The sequence below is a fragment of the Chitinophaga japonensis genome, assembly GCF_007830125.1.
In the GTDB taxonomy this organism is placed as follows: domain Bacteria; phylum Bacteroidota; class Bacteroidia; order Chitinophagales; family Chitinophagaceae; genus Chitinophaga; species Chitinophaga japonensis.
The window spans coordinates 309,825-331,460 of the sequence record NZ_VLLG01000003.1 but is presented as its reverse complement, the minus strand read 5'-3'; the positions used below and the strand labels follow the sequence as shown (position 1 = coordinate 331,460).

The following is a 21,636-nucleotide window of genomic DNA, read 5'->3' as shown; positions in this document are numbered from 1 at the left end:
TCAATATGATCAGAGGATCAGCATGGCATCGCCATAGCTGAAGAAACGGTATTTTTCCTTGATGGCCTGCTGGTAAGCTTCCATGATCAGGTCGTATCCGGCAAAGGCGCACACCATGATCAGCAGGCTGGTCTTGGGCAGGTGAAAGTTGGTCACCAGCGCATTGGGAATGGAAAAGTCATAGGGCGGATGAATGAAGGTATTGGTCCATCCTTCCGCAGCCTTTAAATGGTTCTGCGCGGTAACGGACGATTCCACGGCCCTTACGGTAGTAGTGCCGATGGCGCATATCTTGCGGTTCTCGTCCTTTGCCTTGTTCACGATCTTTACGGCATACTCGTCGATGTGGAAATACTCGGCATCCATTTTATGCTTGCTGAGGTCTTCCACCTCAATGGGCCTGAAAGTGCCCAAACCGGTGTGGAGGGTTACCTCGGCAAACTTGATCCCTTTTATTTCCAGGCGCTTGATCAGCTCCCGGCTGAAGTGCAGGCCTGCCGTAGGGGCGGCCACTGCGCCTTCGTACTTGGCGTATACGGTCTGGTAACGCTCTTTATCCTCGTCTTCCGGCTTGCGCTTGATGTACTTAGGCAGGGGCGTTTCTCCCAGGGTGTCCAGCACGGCCTTGAACTCGTCGTCGTTGCCCTCAAACAAAAAGCGGATGGTACGGCCCCTGGAAGTGGTATTGTCGATCACCTCCGCTACCAGCGATTCGTCATCCCCAAAATACAGCTTATTGCCTACCCTTATTTTACGGGCAGGGTCTACGATCACATCCCACAGCCGGTTCTGCTTGTTCAGCTCACGCAGCAGGAACACTTCGATTTTAGCGCCCGTCTTTTCCTTACGTCCATACAGCCTGGCAGGGAATACCTTGGTGTTGTTCACCACCATGACGTCCTTGTCATTGAAGTAGCTGATAATGTCCCGGAAAAGCTTGTGCTCAATTTTTCCCGTGGCACGGTTTACGACCATTAAACGGGATTCATCTCTGGACTTGGAAGGGTGCTGCGCGATCAGATTTAAAGGAAGATCGAACTTGAATTGCGATAATTTCATATTACGGTATGAATGAATTTAAAGGTTGCAAAGGTACTGATAAGCAGCTAGTATACCAAAAAAACATTTTCTGCATTACAATACAATCATTTATGAATATATATTTTTCGGTATGGCTGCTATCAGCTTCCGGGTGTAAGCGCTTTCCGGCTGATTATATACCTGTTCTGCCGGCCCGTTTTCCACTATCCGGCCCTTGTTCATCACCATCATACGGTCACTCATAAACCGTACCACAGCAAGATCGTGTGAAATAAAGATATAGGTGAACCCGTATTCCTCCCGGAGCTGTATCAGCAGGTTCAGCACCTGTGCCTGTATGCTTACATCCAGCGCAGCTACGGACTCATCACAGATAATAAAGGACGGATGCACGGCCAGCGCCCGGGCAATAACTATCCGCTGCCGCTGCCCGCCGGAAAATTCATGGGGGTACCGGTAGAAATGCTCCGGGCGCAGGTGCACCTTTTCCAGCAGCTCCAGCGCTTTTTCCCGGCGGCCCCGCTCATGCCCGTATAAGCCATGCACCAGCATAGGCTCCATGATGGCCTGCCCTACCGTGAGCCGGGGGTTCAGGGAGGAGTAAGGGTCCTGGAAAATGATCTGCATATCTTTACGTAGGTCCCGCAGGTCGGCGGCAGCCAGGCTATTCAATGTTTTCCCCTTATAAACAATACGGCCGCCGGTTGGTTCTACCAGCCGTAATAAAGTTCTGCCCAGGGTAGTCTTGCCACAACCAGACTCCCCTACCAGCCCCATAGTCTCCCCCTGCCACACCGTAAAGCTCACGCCGTCTACCGCCTTTATCCATCCGCGCCCCCTGCCCAGCAGGTTGCGGCTGGCCGGGAACCAGGTTTGCAATTGCTCCACTTCCAACAGGGGCGTACTTTGCTCCAGTTGCTGCTCCCTGGCGGCGGCCTGTCCGGGCGGGATCACCAGGCTGTTCACCAACTCCTTCACGGCATGGGGCTTTCCCCGGATATTGCCGGCAGCGTCCGTTTCCATAAAGTCCGGGGTTACCGGCAGGCGGTACAGTTGCTTGTCCAGGGGCGGGCGGCAGGCCAGCAGCCCCCTGGTATAAGGATGCTGCGGCTGGCGGAACAGCTCCGCTACCGGTCCCTGCTCCACAATGCTTCCCCTGTACATGACCGCCACCTGGTCCGCTATTTCTGCAATCACCCCCAGGTCGTGGGTAATAAATACCACGCTCATGCCGGTTTCCCGCTGTAATTCCTTCAACAGTTCCAGGATGGCTTTTTGTACGGTCACATCCAGCGCCGTAGTAGGCTCGTCCGCTATCAGCAGGCGGGGCTGGCAGCTAATGGCCATAGCGATCATCACCCGTTGCTTCTGCCCGCCGGACAGCTCATGCGGGTACCGGCGAAGCAACTGCTCCGGGTCCGGCAGCTTTACCTGGCGGAACAGCTCCACCACCTGCTGCCGCGCTACGGCAGCGGATACTTTTTTGTGCAGGCGGATGGCTTCCATTACCTGTGCGCCACAGGTATATAAAGGATTCAGGGAGGTCATGGGCTCCTGGAAGATCATGGCTATTTCATTGCCACGCCAGGTACGCATCTCTTCGGGGGATAACTGCAGGAGGTCTGCCGGGGCCTGCCGGGGCAACTGGTACAGGATGCGGCCAGCCGCGATCCTGCCCGGCGCCTGCACCAGGCGCATAAGGGACAGTGCTGTTACAGACTTGCCGGAGCCGGACTCTCCTACTATGCCCAGTATCTTTCCGCGGGGAATGTCCAGCGTGATATTGTTCACTGCCTTTACGGTTTCCTGTTCTACCGCGAAGGTAACGGTCAGGTCCTGGATAGAGACTAGCGGGTCCGGCATATACGATTTTAGATAAATCTACGATCTAAAATCATAAATCTAAAATCGTAGGTGCTTCACAGTTTGGTGGCTGTTGATCAGGTTCTGCAGGGAGTCTATGCCTATTTTCAGGTGGCGGTCTGCAAACTCGGAGGTTACCTTCTTGTCGCTTTCAGCCGTTTTCACTCCTTCCGGCACCATGGGCTGATCGCTCACCAGCAGCAGGGCCCCGGTGGGTATCTTGTTATAGAAGCCTACGGAAAAGATGGTGGCCGTTTCCATATCCACCGCCATGGCGCGGATGCGCTGCAGGTACCTTTTAAACTCCAGGTCATGCTCCCACACCCGGCGGTTGGTGCTGTAGCAGGTGCCGGTCCAGTAGTCGCAGCCGTATTCCCGGATGGTGGTGGAAATGGCCTTTTGCAGCGCAAAAGCCGGCAGGGCAGGCACTTCTGGCGGAAAGTAGTCATTGGAGGTACCCTCTCCCCGGATGGCCGCAATGGGCAGGATCAGGTCCCCGATGCTGTTCTTTTTCTTCAGACCACCGCATTTGCCCAGGAACAGCACCGCCTTGGGGGAGATGGCGCTCAGCAGGTCCATCACGGTAGCGGCGCTGGGACTGCCCATGCCGAAGTTGATGATCGTAATGTCATCTGCCGTGGCGCATTGCATAGGCTGGGCGGTGCCTACCACCTTTGTTTTGTGCAGGGTGGCAAACGCATTGAGATAACTACTGAAATTGGTGAGGAGGATGTGGGAGCCGAAATTTTCCAGCTTTTCTCCTGTGTAGCGGGGAAGCCAATTGGCTACAATTTCTTCTTTTGTCTTCATAGCCTTTTGACACGCAAATGTACGTTATTCCCGCGACATTTTTGCATTAGCTTTGTGCCATGATCGCCATTGAGTTTCCTGCGCCCGATTTTAAAATGGTACGGGAAGGCAGCAAAGAGCTGATATTTGACCGTTACCGGAAGAAGTATGTAACGCTTACGCCGGAAGAATGGGTGCGGCAGAATTTCCTGAACTACCTGGTAAAGGGGCTGCAATATCCCGCTTCGCTGATCGGTATTGAAAAGGAAATACATTTGGGCGAACTGCGTAAACGCTGCGATATCGTGGTATACGACCGCAGCATGCAGCCCTGGATGATCGTGGAGTGCAAGGAAATGAACGTGCCTCTCAGCCTGCTCACCGTGGAGCAGATCGTCCGCTACCACCTGGTGCTGCGGGCGGTGTACCTGGTGATCACCAACGGGGTGAACACCTACTGCTGCCTGTACCGGCCGGAGGAAGGGGAATGGGCATTTACGGCACAAATACCGGCCTACGGGAAGTAAAAAATTAAAAATAAAAATAGTGGCGCTGTCTTTCAACAAAAAGGCAGCGCTTTCTTTTGAAAGGCTGCCTTCCGCTTTTTTATTTTTAATTTTTTACTTTTTATCACGGGAAAATGCCCAACTGCTCGTATGCCGCGCCTACTTTGTCAATAGCGCATACATAAGCGGCCGTACGCATATCATGGATCTTGCTGTTGGTCACCATTATTTCACGCACTTCATGCAGGGCGGCGTGCATGGTTTCTTCCAGGCCGGAGTATACGAGGTCCACTTCATCGGCACCATGGGCGATAAACTTCCTTTCCTTTTCGGAGACTTTCTTTCCGGTCAGGTCCTCGATGGTGCTCAGGATGTGGATGTTCATATTCTCGTCAAAGCGTTTGCCCAGGCGGCCGTAGCGCACATGGCTCAGGTTCTTTAACCATTCAAAATAGGAAACCGTTACGCCGCCGGCATTCAGGAACATATCCGGTACCACGATCACGCCTTTTTTATTCAGGATGGTGTCCGCCTCGGGGGTAATGGGCCCGTTGGCCGCTTCGCCTATGATCTTTGCCTTGATATTGGGCGCATTATCCTTGTGGATCACATTTTCCAGCGCGGCCGGTATCAGGATGTCGCATTCCAGTTCCAGGCCGTCCGTATTCTTTTCCAGGTTCACAGCGCCGGGGAAGCCTACGATAGAGCCGGTTTCGTTCCGGTGTTTCAGCACGGCGTCGGGGTCCATGCCTTTCTCATTGTAGATGGCGCCGTCCCACTCAATCAGGCATACTATGTGGGCGCCGGCGGCATGGAAGTATTTGGCGGCATGGTAGCCTACGTTACCCATGCCCTGCACGATGATGCGCTTGCCTTCCAGGCCCGGCTCCAGGCCTATCCGCTGCATATCTTCCTTAATATTGCACAGCTCCTGCAGGCCGTAGAACACGCCCAGGCCGGTGGCTTCCTTACGACCACGCACTCCGCCCTGTGATACCGGCTTACCGGTTACGCAGCCATAGCCGTCCACCTCTCCGGGCCGGAGGCTGGTGTAGGTATCCAGTATCCAGCTCATTTCCCGCTCGCCGGTGCCGTAGTCAGGCGCCGGCACGTCCACGCCGGGACCGATAAAGTTCTTCCTCACCAGTTCGGCCGTGTAGCGGCGGGTGATATTTTCCAACTGAAAGGGGGAATAATTGCGGGGATTGATCTTGATACCGCCTTTGGCGCCACCAAACGGCACGTTTACAATGGCGCATTTATAGGTCATCAGCGCTGCCAGGGCCATCACCTCATCCTGGTTCACTTCCTCGCTGAAGCGGATACCGCCTTTACAGGGCAGTTTATGATGGGAGTGCTGCACCCGGTAAGCTTCTATCACCTCTATCCTGTCGTCTACCCTTACCGGGAATTTGATGCGGTATACGGCGTTGCAGGCTTTGATCTGCTCCAGTATGCCTTTTTGCCATTTGGTGAACTGCGCAGCCTTGTCAAAGCTTTTTTCTACACTTTCAAAGAAACTATAATGCTGTTCTTGCGACATAAAAAATTGTTTTGGAGATATTGTTCTGGTTATGGTTTAGACTGTTGTTGATGTTCCAGCTTACTGATCTTGCGATCCAGCCTGACCAGGTATAACACAATACAAATAAAAATGATCGTCAGCACCGTTACTACTACATAAATTTTGCCATTGCTGCGCAGCAATTCATTTACGGGACCGGTTTCCGTGTTCTGCTGTTGCGCCTGCACCAGCAGGGAGGGAAGTAATAAAGCCAGGGTAAGGAAAAAGTAAGACGCTCTGTTGATCATTTAAAAATATTTTTTAGCTCTAGTCTTTTATAGCGTACCCGCAAGGTGTAGATCCATACGCCCAGCAATGTCCAGCCGGTAAATGCGGGATAGAACACCATCATCAGCGTGCCGCTGGTGTCCTTTCCCCGGAAACCCGGGCTGGTAGCGCTGCCGGGATGCAGGGAATCCACCATGCGGGGAATGATATACGTTAAAGGTATTAACAGGGCAAAAGCAAAGATGTTATAGATGGCAGACACCCTGGCCCGCTTGTCGATATCCGTTACAGACATGCGCAGCACCAGGTAGGCCAGGTAAATGAGCAAGGCCACGGCCGTGGATATCTGCTTGGGATCGCTAGTGAGCGTGCCGCCCCAGGTGTAGGTGGCCCACACAGAACCGGTAACAAAGCCCATCACGCCAAACAGTACGCCTACATTGGCCGCGCAACTGGCCAGGATGTCTTTTCTCAGGTCGTATTTGCCCAGGTAAAGGATGGAATTGACTACGGAAATGGTGAACAGCGTGTACATGCTAATCCACATCGGCACGTGAAAGAAGAGGTTGCGCGTTGACTGCTCGTTGTTTTCTATGACCGGTATCTTTACCAGGAACCCGGCTATGATCGTGTATAAAAGCAAGAGTACCGCCAGCGCTTTCCACCAATGTTTTGCCATTTTTGTCAGCTATATATTGGGGGCAAACCTACAGGTTTTATCACTAATCACAAAATATTACAACCGGTTACAGCCGCCCTAATCTTTCCATAAAAAGGGGAACAGGATCATGGCCAGGCCGATGATCAGCACATCCATCCCGGCCAGCAGCAGGAACATGTTGGGCAATCCCGGCTGGAGAACGGGCACAAAGGCCGAACGGGCGATGTTGGCCAGCAGCATCAGCAGCGGCATCATGATGGGAAAGCCCATGATGGCCATCAGGGCGGCATTCTGGTTGGCCTGGGCGGCAATGGCGGCCAGCATGGTAAACAGCAGGGAGAGGCTCAGCCCTCCCAGCATGACCACGCCTGTAAAGTAGCCGATATTAATGATGGGATTGCCCAGGAATATGATACAGCTTACCAGGGCAATGACGCTCATCAGCCCCATTAACAGGATGTTATACAGCAGCTTGGCGGCGATAAAGCAGCGCGGATGCACCAGGGAGTAGAAATACAGCAGCCGGCCCCGGCTTTCCTGGATAAAGCTTTTGGCAATGGCATTCACGGATACAAAGAGCTGCACCACCCAGAACAGGGCGTTCCACACCTTTTCTTCCGGCTGGCCCATCATCATATTGATCACAAATACGGTGGAAATGATATACAGCAGGATACCGTAGAAGGCGTATTTCTGGCGCAGTTCCAGCACCAGGTCCTTTTTTACCAGGGTAAGCGTTTGATGAATGACAGGCATACCGGGCAAAGATAGTCAGCATTTCTCTATCTTCGCTCCTTAACAATCGCAACCGCATGCAAAAAATACTGGTAGCCAATCGCGGGGAAATTGCCTTACGGGTAATGCGCTCCGCCAGGGAAATGGGTATTCAGACCGTAGCCGTGTACTCCGAAGCGGACCGTACCATGCCTTTTGTGCAATACGCCGATGAAGCCGTTTGTATAGGCCCGCCCCCTTCCGGCCAGTCCTATTTACTGGGCGACAAGATCATTGCCGTAGCCCGGCAAACAGGTGCAGATGCGATACACCCCGGCTATGGCTTCTTAAGCGAAAATGCCCGTTTTGCGCGGGCCGTAGCGGAGGCCGGCCTTATTTTCATAGGCCCGGATGCGAACGCCATCGAGATGATGGGCAGCAAGCTGGCGGCCAAACAGGCGGCGCAAAAATTCGGCGTGCCCATGGTGCCGGGCACGGAATCGCCGCTGCGCAGCCTGGAGGAAGCACAGGAGGTGGTAAAGAAAACCGGGTTTCCCATCCTCATCAAGGCCTCCGCGGGCGGCGGCGGCAAGGGCATGCGGGTGGTGAACAACGAGGCAGAGCTGCCCGAGCAGATCCGGCTGGCCAAAAGCGAGGCCATGAGCGCCTTTGGTGACGATGCGGTATTTATAGAAAAATATGTGGCCGCACCCCGGCATATCGAGATACAGGTGCTGGGCGACCAGCACGGCAACTACGTATACCTGTTTGAGCGGGAGTGCAGCATACAGCGCCGGCACCAGAAGCTGGTGGAAGAGGCGCCCTCCTCCTGCCTTACGCCGGCCATCAGGGCCGCCATGGGCAAATGTGCGCTGGACGTGGCCCGTGCCTGCCGCTACCATGGCGCCGGTACGGTGGAGTTCCTGGTAGACGAAGCGCTGAACTTCTATTTCCTGGAAATGAACACCCGCCTGCAGGTGGAGCACCCCGTTACAGAAATGATCACGGGGCTGGACCTGGTGAAAGAACAGATACGGATAGCCCGGGGAGAAAAGCTGTCCTTTACCCAGGACAGCCTGCATATCAACGGGCATGCGATAGAGCTGCGCATCTGCGCGGAGGATCCGGCCAACAATTTCCTGCCGGACACCGGCACACTGACCACTTATATCCGCCCGCAGGGCTACGGGGTGCGGGTAGACGACGGCTATGAGCAGGGAATGGAAATACCGGTGTACTATGATTCCATGATCTCCAAGCTGATTGCCTGGGGCGCCAACCGGGAAGAGGCGCGCCTACGACTGCTGCGCGCCATTGAAGAATACCAGGTAAAAGGCATCCATACCACCCTGGCCTTTGGCAGTTGGGTCCTGCAGCACCCGGCTTTTATTGAGGGTAAATTTGATACGCATTTTATTGGCAAGCATTTTGTCCCTTCCCTGCTGCTGCAGCCGGACGCCACCGCTGCCCGTGCTGCGGCTATATTGGCGGCGCAGCTATGGCAGGAGAACCGGGAGGTACAAGGCCCTGCGCCTGCTCCTGCTGTAAACGGCCAGTGGAAAAAACGGAAAACATTGCGATAAGTTGGCCCGCTGCGGTTTTCTTTCAGGCAAAATGTTCTAAATTTGTGATATTTCTATAATATGAAGCGATATTATATAATATGAGACGGTTTATCCTGCAGTTTATCGATTTCTTCTACCGGCCGTTTGCCAGGCTGCTGCCACTGCAAACGTTCCGATACCTCGCCTGCGGAGGCGGCAATACCCTGCTGGATATCTTCCTCTACTTCATTATGTATAATTTCGTGCTGGCCAAGCAGATGGTGCACCTGCCCTTCCTGACCATCACACCGCACATCGCCGCCCTGTTCATGGCCCTGGCCATCACTTTCCCTACAGGTTTCCTGCTCAGCAAATACATTGTATTCTCCGAATCCAACCTGCGGGGGCGCATCCAGTTGTTCCGCTACTTTATGCTGGTAAGCGCCTGTATCTTACTGAACTATGTGTTCATGAAGGTATTTGTAGAGATCTTCCACATTTACCCCACCATTTCGAAGATATTGACCACATTTTTCGTGGTATGCTTCAGCTACCTCACGCAGAAGAAATTTACATTTAAGGTAAAGTCTGAAAAACTGAAGGCGTTTTAAAACCTGTCAGGTCTCGCTGTAATAACAATGTCTGCACCGGGGCTCATACAGGCTTTGCTCTCCCAGTAAAACGGTTTCCCTGCTGGCGTTTTTACGGTAAGAAAAACTGGCAATGTTGCCGCACTTTACACAGATGGCGTGCAGCTTTGTGATATAGTCCGCCTTGGCCAGCAGGTTGGGCATGGTGCCGAAGGGGCGGCCTTTATAATCCATATCCAGCCCGGCCACGATCACGCGTATGCCCCGCAGTGCCAACTGGTCGCATACATAGGGCAGCTCCGCATCAAAGAACTGTGCTTCGTCTATACCTACTACATCCACTTCCTGGGCCAGCAACAAGATCTGCTGTGAATTGTCAATTGGGGTGGACATTACTTTATTCTCGTCATGCGACACAATATCCTGCTCATCATAACGGGTATCTATACCCGGTTTAAATATCTCAATCCGCAGGTTGGCAATCCTGGCTCTTTTCAGCCGGCGTATCAGCTCCTCCGTTTTACCGGAAAACATAGAGCCGCATATCACCTCAATCCACCCTCTGCGCTCCCCGGCAAGGGAAGGTTCAATAAACATATCATGCCGTTTTAAATTAGCAAATGCGTGAAAAACGCTAACTTTATGCAAAGAAAATAAATTCTCTCACACTGCGTTAACAAGTTGAGAATTACCTTCAATTCTATTAAGGCATGGAAAAGATCAGTGCATTAATTGACAAATTGCAGGAGTTAAAAAGCTCCAACGCAGACCTGCAGGCCATATCCTATTATGCGCAACTGCTGCAGGCGGAGATATTGCATGCCCGTACTCTTCAACGCACGCAGGAGCAGCAGGCCGAAAGGCAGCCCCAGCGCCATATTGCGGTGATCATGCCTTCGCAGCCGGCACAAGCGGCTACCGCGGCCGCCGTTACAGCGCCTGCTTATCATAACGGATATACGAATTCACATCACGAAGATATTGCAACAGTGGCCCCCGCGCCGGAAAGGCAGCAGCCACCCATAGCGCCTGCGCCGGAGCCCATACCGGAGCCGGTGTTACCACCCCAACCGGTGGCAGCCACTCCTCCCCCTGCACCCCCGGTTACAGAAAGCGCAGCCGCTGCGCCCCGGCCCGTGCAGGAAAAACCAGCCGCAGCCGCCACCCTGTTTGACATAGAACAGGCCCCTGCTGCGGCTAAAACCAAAGAGACCAATAGCTTACGGAAGGAGATCAATGAGCTGGTAGCACAGCATACGCCCTCCCTGAACGACCGGCTCAAGCAAAGCAAATCAGAAATAGGCGACCGGCTGGGAGAAATGCCCGTAAAGGACCTGAAGCAGGCCATTGGTATCAACGACAAGTTCCAGTTCATTCAGGAACTGTTCCGGGGTGATGTGGATATGTACGAACGTTCCATCAAAACCATCAACGAGTTCCGCTCCCTGCAGGAGGCGGAGTACTGGATAGAACGGGAGCTGAAGATCCGGCAGGGCTGGCTGGACGACACCCGCGTGGTGCAGCATTTCTATACGCTGGTCAAAAAACGTTTTTCCTGAATATACGCCAGTATTTTATCGGTGGCCCCCTTGTTCTCCGCTACATAGCGGCTGGCCTCGTATCCCGTTTGCGTGCAAAGCTCGTCATTCAGCAATAGCTGCTCCATTTGCTGCGCCAGCGCCGGCGCATGCGGCACGGTATAAGCGCCGCCAGCGGCCAGCAGTTCCACTGCTTCCGCATATTTATCGTACACAGGGCCAAATACCACGGGTTTGCCATAGGTGGCCGGTTCCAGCACATTATGTATGCCCCCGCTGTCAAACCCGCCGCCTACATAGGTTACGCAGGCATAGCGGTACAGGGAGGAAAGCATACCGATATTATCTATGATCAGCACCTGCCCGGGATGTTCCACGTCCACATCCGGCAGGCCGTCTGCCTGTACGCCGGATACCAGCCCCGAATACAACAGCGCGCCGGGGAACAGCTCCCGTAAATGCCTGATATGCTGCGCATTGATCTCATGCGGGGCGATGATCAGGCGCCGGTTTGCCTCATAATGGCCTGCCCACCAGGCAGACAGGGCGCTTTCATCGCTCTCCCAGGTGCTGCCGGCCACTATTACCTGCGCCTTGCCGCAGAAGCGCTTTACCAGCGGCAGCTCCACCGCCTCCTGCTGCAGCGCCCATACCCGGTCAAAACGGGTATCGCCAGCTACCGACACATGGTTGATCCCGATCTGCCGGAGCATTTCCAGGGAGCCCGCATTCTGTACAAAGATGTGGGAGAGCTGCCGCAGCAGGCGGCGGTACAGCCCCCCGTACCATTTAAAAAAGGGCTGCCCCTCGCGGAAAATGCCGGAAATGAGGATGGCCGGCACCTGCCGCCGGTGCAGCGCTGTCATAAAGTGGTACCAGAACTCGTACTTGATGAAAATGGCCAGCCTGGGCTGCGCGATCTGCAGGAAACGGCGGGCATTCCCCCGGGTGTCTAACGGCAAATAGTACACGTGATCCACGCCTTTATAGTCCTTTCTTACTTCGTAGCCGGAGGGGGAAAAGAAAGTCAGCAGCAAGCGGCAGCCGGGGTGCTGCTTCCGGAGCGCTTCCAGTACCGGCCGGCCCTGCTCAAACTCCCCCAGGGAGGCGGCGTGCACCCATATGAGCGGAGTTCCACTATCCTTGCCCAGGTCCTTTTCCATTCTCCCGACCCATTGCCGCCGCCCATCCAGCCACAGGCGGGCCTTACGGTTACCGGTAACGGCCGCTATGGTCAAGCCCGCTTTATACAACTGAATGGCTATATTATATATAAAGGTGGTCAGCATTGCACAAAGATAATCGCCATCCAACGCCAATTTTTGTAAATTTGCACACTTTAAAACATTTTAAAATACCTATTCCGCATGGTTCCTATTCAGATGGTGGATTTGAAACGCCAGTACGCAAAAATAAAAGAGCAGGTAGATGTTGCGATGCAGGAGGTGCTGAAAAGCGCCGCCTTTATTAACGGAGCCCCGGTACAGCAGTTTGCCGCGGAATTACAGGAATACCTGGGAATAAAGCACGTAATACCCTGTGCCAACGGTACAGATGCGTTACAGATAGCCATGATGGCAATAGGACTGCAACCTGGCGATGAGGTGATCACGCCTTCCTTTACGTTCATAGCTACAGCGGAGGTCATTGCCCTGCTGCAGCTAAAACCGGTATTTGTGGATGTGGACCCGCAAACCTACTGCCTGGACCCCGCCGCCGTGGAAAAGGCCATTACGCCTAAAACACGCGCTATTGTGCCGGTGCACCTCTACGGCCACAGCGCCGATATGGAACCGCTGATGGCCATTGCCCGCAAACATAACATCACCGTGATAGAGGACAATGCCCAGGCCATTGGCGGCAACTATACCTTCCGGGATGGCGTGGTAAAAAAGACCGGCACCATCGGGCATATTGGCTGCACCTCCTTTTTCCCTTCCAAGAACCTGGGATGCTACGGGGATGGCGGCGCACTCTTTACAGACGATGAGGAGCTGGCTGCCCGGATAAAAATGGTGGTCAACCACGGCCAGTCCGCCCGTTACTATCACGATGTGGTAGGCGTCAATTCCCGGCTGGACACCCTGCAGGCCGTGGTGCTGCGCATCAAGCTGCAACTGCTGGATGAGTATATTGCCGCCCGCCGTGCCGTGGCAGATGCTTATGACGCTGCTTTTGCCGGCATTCCGCAGATCACGGTGCCTTACCGCGCCCCTTACAGCTATCACGTGTACCATCAATACACCCTGCAACTGAACGGGGCCAGCAGGGACGAGCTGCAAAAGTACCTGCAGGAGCGTAATGTTCCGTCTATGATCTATTACCCGGTACCGGCCCACCGGCAAAAGATGTTTGCCGGGTTTGGCGGCGCTGATTTCCGGTTACCGGTTACCGATGATCTGACCACGAAAGTAATTTCCTTACCGATACACACTGAAATGGACCAGGACCAACTGGCGCACATCATTAATTCAGTTCAATCATTCTTAAACTAAACACCCCGCAATGAGAATCACCGTAGTAGGCACCGGTTATGTAGGCTTAGTCACCGGCACCTGTTTTGCAGAAACAGGGAACAATGTCACCTGTGTGGATATTGACGAGAACAAAGTAAAAAAATTATCCTCCGGCCAGATCACCATCTACGAGCCGGGACTGGAAAAGCTGTTCGAGCGCAACCTGAAGGAAGAACGACTGCATTTTACCACCAGCCTGGCAGAAGGCATTAAGGACGCCCAGGTGATTTTCCTGGCCCTGCCCACGCCCCCCGGCGCTGATGGTGCTGCAGACCTCTCTTTTGTATTAAAGGTGGCGGAACAGTTGGGCAAGCTGCTCACTGATTACAAGGTGATCGTGGACAAGAGTACGGTACCCGTTGGCACCGCCGAAAAAGTGCAGGCCGCCATTGCGCAGCACTGCCAGCATGAGTTTGACGTGGTATCCAACCCGGAATTCCTGCGGGAAGGCGTGGCCGTGGAGGACTTCATGAAGCCGGACCGCGTAGTGATAGGCACCCGTTCTGAAAGGGCCCGCAAGGTAATGGGCGACCTGTATGCGCCTTTTGTGCGCCAGGGCAACCCCATCCTGTTCATGGATGAAAGATCCGCCGAGCTGACCAAGTATGCCGCCAACTCTTTCCTGGCTACCAAAATTTCCTTCATGAACGAGGTAGCCGTACTATGCGAAAAGCTGGGCGCTGATGTGGACATGGTGCGCAGGGGCATTGGTAGCGACGACCGCATTGGCAAGCGCTTCCTGTTCCCGGGCATTGGTTACGGCGGTAGCTGCTTTCCCAAGGATGTGCAGGCGCTGGTAAGGTCCTCCCAGGAAGTGCAGTATGATTTCAAGATACTGAATGCCGTGATGGACGTGAACGAAAAGCAAAAGCTTTTCCTGCTGCCTAAAATAAAAGCCTACTTTAACGGCGAGCTGCGGGGCAGGCGTTTTGCGTTGTGGGGCCTGGCCTTTAAGCCCAATACGGACGATATCCGAGAAGCACCGGCCCTGTACATTATAGAATCGCTGCTGCGGGAAGGCGCGGAGCTCTGCGTGTTTGACCCGGAAGCCATGGCCAATGTACAGCAACTGCTGGGCGATAAGATACAATATGCCGATCACCAGTACGATTGCCTGCAGGATGCGGATGCGCTGATCATTGCCACGGAGTGGAGCGTTTTCAGAACCCCGGATTTCGACAAGATCAAAGAGGAGCTGAAAAACCGCGTGATCTTCGACGGCAGGAACCTGTTTGACGTACAGCGCATGCAGGAACTGGGATTTTATTATGAAAGCGTGGGCCGCGCAACAGCAACGGCCACGCAGAATGCTGTACCTAAAACGCAGAACGCTTAATACGGAAGCGTTTTGCATTCCACGTTCAGCATAAAATTGCTATTATGAGTAAAAAAAGAGTTTTAATAACCGGCGCCGCCGGCTTCCTGGGCTCACACCTGTGCGACCGGTTCATTAAGGAAGGGTTTCATGTAACAGGCATGGATAATCTCCTGACCGGCAACATCAAAAACATTGAGCACCTGTTCCCTTTACCGGAATTTGAATATTATCACCACGATGTAACCAAGTTTGTGCATGTACCAGGCAACCTGGATTACATCCTGCACTTCGCCTCTCCCGCCAGCCCTATTGATTACCTGAAGAAGCCCATACAGACGCTGAAAGTAGGCTCCCTGGGCACGCATAACCTGCTGGGACTGGCCAAAGAAAAAAAGGCACGCATATTGGTGGCATCTACCTCCGAAGTATATGGCGATCCTACCGTGCATCCGCAAACGGAAGAATACTGGGGCAACGTAAACCCCGTTGGTCCGCGCGGCGTGTATGATGAAGCCAAGCGGTTCATGGAGTCCATTACCATGGCCTATCATAATTTTCATGGCGTGGAAACCAGGATCGTGCGTATTTTCAATACCTATGGGCCCCGCATGCGGCTGGACGACGGGCGCGCCCTGCCGGCCTTCATGAGCCAGGCGCTTACCGGGCAGGACCTGACCCTTTTTGGCGACGGATCCCAGACCCGCTCCTTCTGCTATGTGGACGACCTGGTGGATGGAATTTACCGCCTGCTGCTGAGCGATTATCACATGCCGGTGAATATCGGCAACCCGGAAGAGATCACCCTGAAGCAGTTTGCAGAAGAGATCATCGCCCTGACGGGCACCAGGCAGAAGATCGTGCACATGCCGCTGCCGAAAGATGATCCCAAACAGCGCAAGCCGGACATCACCAAAGCTAAAGAGCTGCTGGGCTGGGAACCGAAAGTAGGCCGGCAGGAAGGCCTGAAGATCACGTATGAGTATTTCAGGGAAGCATTAAATAAATAAAGAATCATTTCTCAACTGCTACCTTATGCAACGTACTTTATTGATTACCGGAGGCGCAGGTTTTATCGGGTCGCATGTAGTGCGGCTGTTTGTCAATAAATATCCTGACTACAGGATCGTGAACCTGGACGCGCTTACTTATGCCGGCAACCTGGAAAACCTGGCCGACGTGAAGGACAAGCCGAACTACACTTTTGAGAAAGGTGATATTACGGACGAAGCCTTCGTGGACCAACTGTTTACCAGCTACCAGTTTGACGGCGTGATCCACCTGGCGGCGGAAAGCCATGTGGACCGCTCCATTATGGACCCGCTGGCCTTTATCAGGACCAATGTGCTGGGCACCGCCGTGCTGCTGAATGCCTGCCGTAAATACTGGCAGGACAGTATGGAGGGCAAGCTGTTCTACCATGTGTCTACCGACGAGGTGTATGGCACACTGGGGGCGGAAGGCTTCTTCACGGAGGAAACGCCTTACGATCCGCGCTCCCCGTATTCTGCTTCCAAAGCCAGCTCGGACCATTTGGTGATGGCTTACCACCACACCTACCACCTGCCGGTGATCATCAGCAACTGTTCCAATAACTATGGCTCCCATCACTTTCCTGAAAAGCTGATACCGCTGGCCATCCGCAACATCAGGCAAAACAAGCCGGTGCCGGTGTACGGCAAGGGCGAGAACGTGCGCGACTGGCTGTGGGTAGAGGACCACGCCCGCGCCATAGACACCATCTTCCATAAAGGCCGTACCGGTGAAACATATAACATCGGCGGGTTCAACGAGTGGAAGAACATTGACCTGATCAATCTCCTTTGCATGATCATGGACAAAAAACTGGGACGCGCGCCCGGCACCTCCGCCCAACTGATCACTTTTGTGAAAGACCGCGCCGGCCATGACCTGCGCTACGCCATAGACGCCACCAAGCTGAACAAGGAGCTGGGCTGGCAACCGTCCCTGCAATTTGAAGAGGGACTGGAAAAAACCGTAGACTGGTACCTGGCTAATGAAGAATGGCTGCAGCATGTAACCAGCGGCGCCTACCAGCAGTACTACGAAGAGCAATACCAAAAAAGATAACAACAGCATGCCATTTACAGAAACAGGAATACCGGATCTGCTGATATACGAGCCCAGGATTTTTGCCGACAGCCGCGGATATTTTTTTGAAAGCTACAATGCCGGCACCTTTGAGCAGGAAGGGCTGCGTTTTCCTTTTGTGCAGGATAACCAGGCCCGCTCCTCCTACGGCGTGCTGCGCGGGCTGCATTTCCAACTGGAGCCTTATGCCCAGACCAAGCTGGTAAGGGCATTAGAAGGCCGGATCATGGATGTAGCGGTGGACATCCGGAAAGGATCGCCTACATATGGGAAAGTCTTCACCATAGAACTGAGCGCGGAGAATAAACTGCAGCTACTGGTGCCTAAAGGCTTTGCCCATGGCTATGCCGTACTGAGCGAAACCGCGGAGGTGATGTATAAATGCGATAACTTTTACCATAAAGCCAGTGAAGGCGGTATCATTTACAATGATCCTGCGCTGAATATTGATTGGGGCATTGACCTGAAAGATGCGGTCGTGTCCGAAAAAGACATGGTACTGCCTACGCTGGAAGACTGCCATCATAATTTTATTTATAATTCCTAGTGCTCATGCAAAATATTCTGGTAACCGGTGCTAACGGCCAGCTAGGGCAGGCCATCCGCTTAATAGCAGGTCAATACCCGGCCTTCAATTTTATTTATACGGACTGGCAGGAGCTGGACATTACGGATGCGGCGGCTGTGGGCGCCTTTTTTACGGCGCAGCCCATACAGGCCTGCATTAACTGTGCGGCCTATACGGCGGTAGACAAGGCAGAATCTGAAGAGGAGAAAGCCTTTCAGCTCAATTTTGAGGCGGTGCTGAACCTGGCGGAAGCCTGCCAGCAGCACAATGCGCAACTGGTACACGTTTCCACGGATTATGTATTTGACGGCCGGTACTACCGCCCCTATACAGAAACGGACGAGGCCAGCCCGCGCAGCATCTACGGTAGCTCCAAGCTGCGGGGCGAAGCGGCGGCGCTGGGATACAACCCGGAGACCATTATTGTCCGCACTTCCTGGCTGTACTCCCAGTTTGGGATGAACTTTGTGAAACGCATGCGTGAGCTGATGCAGGAACGCCCCTCCCTCAACGTGGTATTTGACCAGGCAGGCACGCCCACCTATGCGGTAGACCTGGCCCATGCACTGCTGCAGATATTAAGCTACCGGCAGGAGCACCCGGATGCTTCCATTGGCGGCGTGTATCATTACAGTAATGAAGGGGTGATCAGTTGGTATGATTTTGCGGTGACCATTAAGGAGCTGACCGGCTCCTCCTGCGAGATATCGCCGATCACTTCCGACCAATACCCCACGCCTGCGGAGCGCCCACCCTACAGTGTGCTCAACAAACAGAAGATCAAGGATACTTTTGGTATCAGCATACCATATTGGAAAGACAGTTTGCAGGAATGCCTGAAATATTTGTAAAAGGAGCTGCTACAGCTCCTTCCTCTCCATCCCCGCTTTCAACGCCTTGTCCATCAGCCGTTCCGCGTACGGACGGGAAAGCTCGTTCAGCGCCGTGATCTTATCCCGGATCAGGTCGCGATTGCCGGTGCCGGTGGCGTCCTGCAAAGCCGCCATGGCCTGGCGGGTGGCGTCCTGTTCCGCCGCGCTCAGCAGCTCGGGGTTCCGTTCCAGGAAAACGGCGGTTACGTCCAGCAGTTGCTGCGCCTCGGTTTGCGTTTCCACCAGCAGGCGCTCCCGGGTATCCTCCCCGGCATGACTAATTGCGTCCAGCACCATTTCTTCCACCACTCCTTCCAAAAGCCCGTATTGCGGTTTTACTTCAATGCTTTGTTCCGTGCCGCTGTGCAGCTCCCCGGCTTTTACCACCAGTATACCATCCGCATTCAATAAAAAAGACACCTGCACTTTGGCCTGCCCTGCCGCCATGGCGGGAATGCCGGCCAGGTTGAACTCCGCCAGCTTGCGGTTGTCCTTTACCAGGTCCCGTTCTCCCTGGTACACCGCTATTTTCATACTGGTCTGCCCGTCCTGCTGGGTAGTATAGCTGCGTGCAATGGTGGCAGGTATCCTGGTATTGCGGGGTATCAGCACGTCCATCAGCCCGCCCATGGTTTCCATGCCCAGGGACAGCGGGGTAACGTCCAGCAGCAGCAGGTCCTTGTTATGGCCGGCCAGGATATCTGCCTGCACGGCAGCGCCCAGGGCCACCACTTCATCTGGGTGCAGGGAATCATTCACCGGTTTCCCGAAAAAAGCGCTTACCCTGCTTTTCACCAATGGCACACGGGTAGCGCCGCCCACCATGATCACTGCATCTATCTCCTCCATGGTCAACCCGGCATCTGTGAGGGCATTTTTGCAGCATTGCAGGGTCTTTTCCACCAGCGGCTGTACCAGCTCCTCCAGTTGTTCCCTTGTGAGCTGCAGTTCGTAATTGTCCAGCCGGTCGTCATAATAATCCCCATCGGAGAGCTGTTTTTTTGCTGCTTCCGCCTTTAGGCGCAACTCCTGCGCCAGTCCCTTGTTGCTGCCCAGGGCCTCCGGCGATATTTCATGCAGGGACGCCCAGTGCATTACAATAGCATAGTCAAGATCATCTCCTCCCAGGCAGGTATCCCCGTTGGTGGACAACACCTCAAAAACGCCATCGGATATTTTCAGGATGGAAATGTCGAAAGTGCCGCCTCCCAGGTCATATACGGCAATGGTCTTTTCCTCACCGGGGTGCAGCCCCAGCCCATAGGCCAGGCTGGCTGCCGTGGGCTCGTTGATGATGCGCAGCACGTCCAGTCCCGCCAATTTGCCGGCATCGCGGGTAGCCTGGCGCTGGGCATCGTTGAAATAGGCCGGCACCGTAATAACGGCCTTGCGCACCGGGGCTTTTAGCAGTTGCGATGCCCGGTCTTTCAGCTCCTTCAGGATATAGGCCGATAACTCCACAGGAGAGTAAGACCTATCGCCGGCCTGTATCTTTACCAGGCTTTCCGGGTCGTCGTCTGCAATGCGGTAGGAAAAGAAACCGGCCTGCTCTTTTACATCATCGTAGGAGCGGCCCATCAGGCGCTTGATGCTGTAAACAGTCTGCCGGGGATGACTGGCCAGGCGCTCCCGGGCGCCATCGCCTACTATAACACGATGGTCGTCCGAAAAATGCACAACAGAAGGCAGCAACGCGCTGCGGTTGTATTCCCGCAAGATGAGGGGCTGCCGCAGCACAGGGTGCATAACAGCCACCAGGCTGCTGGTAGTGCCCAGGTCAATCCCTACGACCATTTCCTTTTCCTCCATAGTAACGCTTTTTAGGGTTATACAGCTTTTGCAGCAAACAACAGGCCAACTGCCCGGTGCAAACTCCCAACTATTTACGTAGGTTTGCACAAATTTAGATCGAACCAATGAACCTGATTGAAGAATTGCGCTGGCGGGGCATGCTGCAGGACATCATGCCGGGAACGGAAGAGCAACTGCAGAAAGAAATGACCACCGCCTACGTGGGATTTGACCCTACGGCAGACTCCCTGCACATTGGCAGCCTGGTGCCCATTCTGCTGCTGGTGCACCTGCAGAAAGCAGGTCACAAACCCCTGGCGCTGGTAGGCGGCGCTACCGGCATGGTAGGCGATCCTTCCTTTAAGGCGGAAGAACGGAAAATGCTGGACCTCGACACCCTGCGGCATAACCAGCAATGCATTAAGGCGCAACTGGAAAAGTTCCTGGATTTTGACCCGGCCCTGCCCAACGCGGCGGAAATGGTGAATAACTATGACTGGTTCAAGGATATTTCCTTCCTGCAATTCATCCGCGATGTAGGCAAGCATATCTCCGTGAATTATATGATGGCCAAAGACTCCGTGAAGAAAAGGCTGGAAGGCGACAGTGGCATGTCCTTTACAGAATTCAGCTACCAGTTGATACAGGGATACGATTTTTATCACTTGTATACGGCCAAAAACTGTAAGCTGCAAATGGGCGGCTCCGACCAGTGGGGCAATATTGTGACCGGCACCGAGCTGGTCCGCCGTAAAGCCGGCGGCGAAGCCTTTGCCTTTACCTGCCCGCTCATCAAGAAAGCGGATGGCAGCAAGTTCGGTAAAACGGAGCAGGGCAATGTGTGGCTGGACCCTAAACGCACCTCTCCCTACCTCTTCTACCAGTTCTGGCTCAATACCACGGATGTGGATGCGGAAAGCTACATCCGCATCTTTACCTTCCTGGATCAGTCCACCGTGGAAGCGCTGATCGCGGAGCACCGGCAGGATCCGGGCCGCCGCCTCCTGCAGAAAAGGCTGGCGCAGGAAGTAACCGTATTCATCCACGGCCAGCAGGAGTACGAGTTTGCCGTACAGGCGTCTGAGCTGCTGTTCCGTAACGATACAGCCGCTATCCTGCAATCCCTCACAGAAACACAGTTGCTGGAGATCATGGAAGGCGTGCCCCAGGTAGACGTGCCCCGTTCGGATCTGGCGGCGGGTAAAGACATTATCAGCTTCCTGGCAGATACCAATATCCTGCCCAGCAAGGGGGAAGCCCGTAAAATGCTGCAGAACGGCGGTATCAGCATCAACAAGCACAAAGTGGAAAGCCTGGATTTCGAGGTCAATCAATCCCTGCTGCTGCAGGACCAGTACATTTTTGTGCAGCGAGGGAAGAAGAATTACTACCTGGTAAAAGCGGTGTGATAAAGAAAAAATAAA

At 54.0% G+C, this 21,636-nt stretch carries 21 protein-coding genes; 11 read left to right on the top strand and 10 right to left on the bottom strand.

All coding sequences use genetic code 11. From position 1 onward, the window contains the following. Positions 1-9: 9 nt before the first annotated feature. From queA to LX66_RS10355, 3 genes are all read right to left on the bottom strand, one after another. Complete coding sequence (gene queA / locus LX66_RS10365) at positions 10-1,059, bottom strand: tRNA preQ1(34) S-adenosylmethionine ribosyltransferase-isomerase QueA (RefSeq protein WP_145712769.1); 1,050 nt, start codon at positions 1,057-1,059, stop codon at positions 10-12. Between the two features lie 90 nt (positions 1,060-1,149). After that, the gene (locus tag LX66_RS10360) at positions 1,150-2,904 is read right to left on the bottom strand and encodes an ABC transporter ATP-binding protein (RefSeq protein WP_145712767.1); all 1,755 of its coding nucleotides are present in this window, start codon (positions 2,902-2,904) and stop codon (positions 1,150-1,152) included. A 39-nt stretch (positions 2,905-2,943) separates the two neighbouring features. After that, positions 2,944-3,714 carry an AMP nucleosidase gene (locus tag LX66_RS10355; protein WP_145712765.1) on the bottom strand — a complete coding sequence of 257 codons (771 nt, stop codon included), beginning with the start codon at positions 3,712-3,714 and terminating at the stop codon, positions 2,944-2,946. Positions 3,715-3,773: 59 nt separating this feature from the next. Between LX66_RS10355 and LX66_RS10350 the strand changes: the two genes are divergently transcribed. After that, entirely contained in the window at positions 3,774-4,220 is a 447-nt protein-coding gene (locus tag LX66_RS10350) for a type I restriction enzyme HsdR N-terminal domain-containing protein (RefSeq protein ID WP_145712762.1), read from the top strand. A gap of 103 nt (positions 4,221-4,323) precedes the next feature. Here the strand turns inward: LX66_RS10350 and LX66_RS10345 are convergent, their stop codons facing one another. The 4 genes from LX66_RS10345 to LX66_RS10330 all read right to left on the bottom strand — a co-directional run bounded on the left by LX66_RS10345 (position 4,324) and on the right by LX66_RS10330 (position 7,408). Then, entirely contained in the window at positions 4,324-5,742 is a 1,419-nt protein-coding gene (locus tag LX66_RS10345) for a Glu/Leu/Phe/Val family dehydrogenase (protein ID WP_145712760.1), read from the bottom strand. Between the two features lie 29 nt (positions 5,743-5,771). Beyond that, positions 5,772-6,011 (bottom strand): CcmD family protein, encoded by a 240-nt coding sequence (locus tag LX66_RS10340; RefSeq protein ID WP_145712757.1) that lies wholly within the window; start codon positions 6,009-6,011, stop codon positions 5,772-5,774. After that, positions 6,008-6,670: a cytochrome c biogenesis protein gene (gene ccsA, locus LX66_RS10335; RefSeq protein WP_145712755.1), complete on the bottom strand. Its 663-nt coding sequence runs from the start codon at positions 6,668-6,670 to the stop codon at positions 6,008-6,010. Before ccsA ends, LX66_RS10340 begins: the two co-directional genes overlap by 4 nt. A gap of 78 nt (positions 6,671-6,748) precedes the next feature. After that, positions 6,749-7,408, bottom strand: a complete 660-nt coding sequence (locus LX66_RS10330; RefSeq protein ID WP_145712753.1) for a heme exporter protein CcmB — start codon at positions 7,406-7,408, stop codon at positions 6,749-6,751. 56 nt (positions 7,409-7,464) lie between these two features. On the opposite strand from LX66_RS10330, the gene accC reads away from it, so the two are divergent. Next, complete coding sequence (gene accC, locus LX66_RS10325; RefSeq protein WP_145712751.1) at positions 7,465-8,949, top strand: acetyl-CoA carboxylase biotin carboxylase subunit; 1,485 nt, start codon at positions 7,465-7,467, stop codon at positions 8,947-8,949. An 80-nt stretch (positions 8,950-9,029) separates the two neighbouring features. Beyond that, entirely contained in the window at positions 9,030-9,521 is a 492-nt protein-coding gene (locus tag LX66_RS10320) for a GtrA family protein (RefSeq protein WP_145712748.1), read from the top strand. A 6-nt stretch (positions 9,522-9,527) separates the two neighbouring features. Here the strand turns inward: LX66_RS10320 and LX66_RS10315 are convergent, their stop codons facing one another. Continuing rightward, positions 9,528-10,097, bottom strand: coding sequence for a thymidine kinase (locus LX66_RS10315; RefSeq protein WP_145712747.1), 570 nt, complete (start codon positions 10,095-10,097; stop codon positions 9,528-9,530). A gap of 113 nt (positions 10,098-10,210) precedes the next feature. On the opposite strand from LX66_RS10315, the gene LX66_RS10310 reads away from it, so the two are divergent. After that, positions 10,211-11,059: a hypothetical protein gene (locus LX66_RS10310; RefSeq protein ID WP_145712745.1), complete on the top strand. Its 849-nt coding sequence runs from the start codon at positions 10,211-10,213 to the stop codon at positions 11,057-11,059. Here the strand turns inward: LX66_RS10310 and LX66_RS10305 are convergent. Further along, complete coding sequence (locus LX66_RS10305) at positions 11,029-12,327, bottom strand: 3-deoxy-D-manno-octulosonic acid transferase (protein ID WP_244620360.1); 1,299 nt, start codon at positions 12,325-12,327, stop codon at positions 11,029-11,031. The two genes, LX66_RS10310 and LX66_RS10305, sit on opposite strands and share 31 nt — an antisense overlap. Before the next feature lie 78 nt (positions 12,328-12,405). Between LX66_RS10305 and LX66_RS10300 the strand changes: the two genes are divergently transcribed. From LX66_RS10300 to rfbD, 6 genes are read left to right on the top strand one after another with little or no spacing between them, the layout of a single operon-like run. Continuing rightward, the gene (locus LX66_RS10300) at positions 12,406-13,533 is read left to right on the top strand and encodes a DegT/DnrJ/EryC1/StrS family aminotransferase (protein ID WP_145712742.1); all 1,128 of its coding nucleotides are present in this window, start codon (positions 12,406-12,408) and stop codon (positions 13,531-13,533) included. Between the two features lie 10 nt (positions 13,534-13,543). Beyond that, positions 13,544-14,890: a UDP-glucose dehydrogenase family protein gene (locus LX66_RS10295; protein WP_145712740.1), complete on the top strand. Its 1,347-nt coding sequence runs from the start codon at positions 13,544-13,546 to the stop codon at positions 14,888-14,890. Between the two features lie 44 nt (positions 14,891-14,934). Further along, positions 14,935-15,879 carry a UDP-glucuronic acid decarboxylase family protein gene (locus tag LX66_RS10290; protein WP_145712738.1) on the top strand — a complete coding sequence of 315 codons (945 nt, stop codon included), beginning with the start codon at positions 14,935-14,937 and terminating at the stop codon, positions 15,877-15,879. 25 nt (positions 15,880-15,904) lie between these two features. Then, positions 15,905-16,960, top strand: a complete 1,056-nt coding sequence (rfbB, locus tag LX66_RS10285) for a dTDP-glucose 4,6-dehydratase (protein ID WP_145712734.1) — start codon at positions 15,905-15,907, stop codon at positions 16,958-16,960. Between the two features lie 7 nt (positions 16,961-16,967). Beyond that, positions 16,968-17,528 carry a dTDP-4-dehydrorhamnose 3,5-epimerase gene (gene rfbC, locus LX66_RS10280; protein WP_145712731.1) on the top strand — a complete coding sequence of 187 codons (561 nt, stop codon included), beginning with the start codon at positions 16,968-16,970 and terminating at the stop codon, positions 17,526-17,528. Between the two features lie 5 nt (positions 17,529-17,533). Then, entirely contained in the window at positions 17,534-18,400 is an 867-nt protein-coding gene (gene rfbD, locus LX66_RS10275; RefSeq protein ID WP_145712728.1) for a dTDP-4-dehydrorhamnose reductase, read from the top strand. Positions 18,401-18,409: 9 nt separating this feature from the next. On the opposite strand, the gene hscA is transcribed toward rfbD, so the two are convergent. Next, positions 18,410-20,230, bottom strand: coding sequence for a Fe-S protein assembly chaperone HscA (gene hscA / locus LX66_RS10270; RefSeq protein WP_145712725.1), 1,821 nt, complete (start codon positions 20,228-20,230; stop codon positions 18,410-18,412). 107 nt (positions 20,231-20,337) lie between these two features. On the opposite strand from hscA, the gene tyrS reads away from it, so the two are divergent. Beyond that, positions 20,338-21,621, top strand: coding sequence for a tyrosine--tRNA ligase (gene tyrS / locus LX66_RS10265; RefSeq protein WP_145712721.1), 1,284 nt, complete (start codon positions 20,338-20,340; stop codon positions 21,619-21,621). Positions 21,622-21,636: the final 15 nt, after the last annotated feature.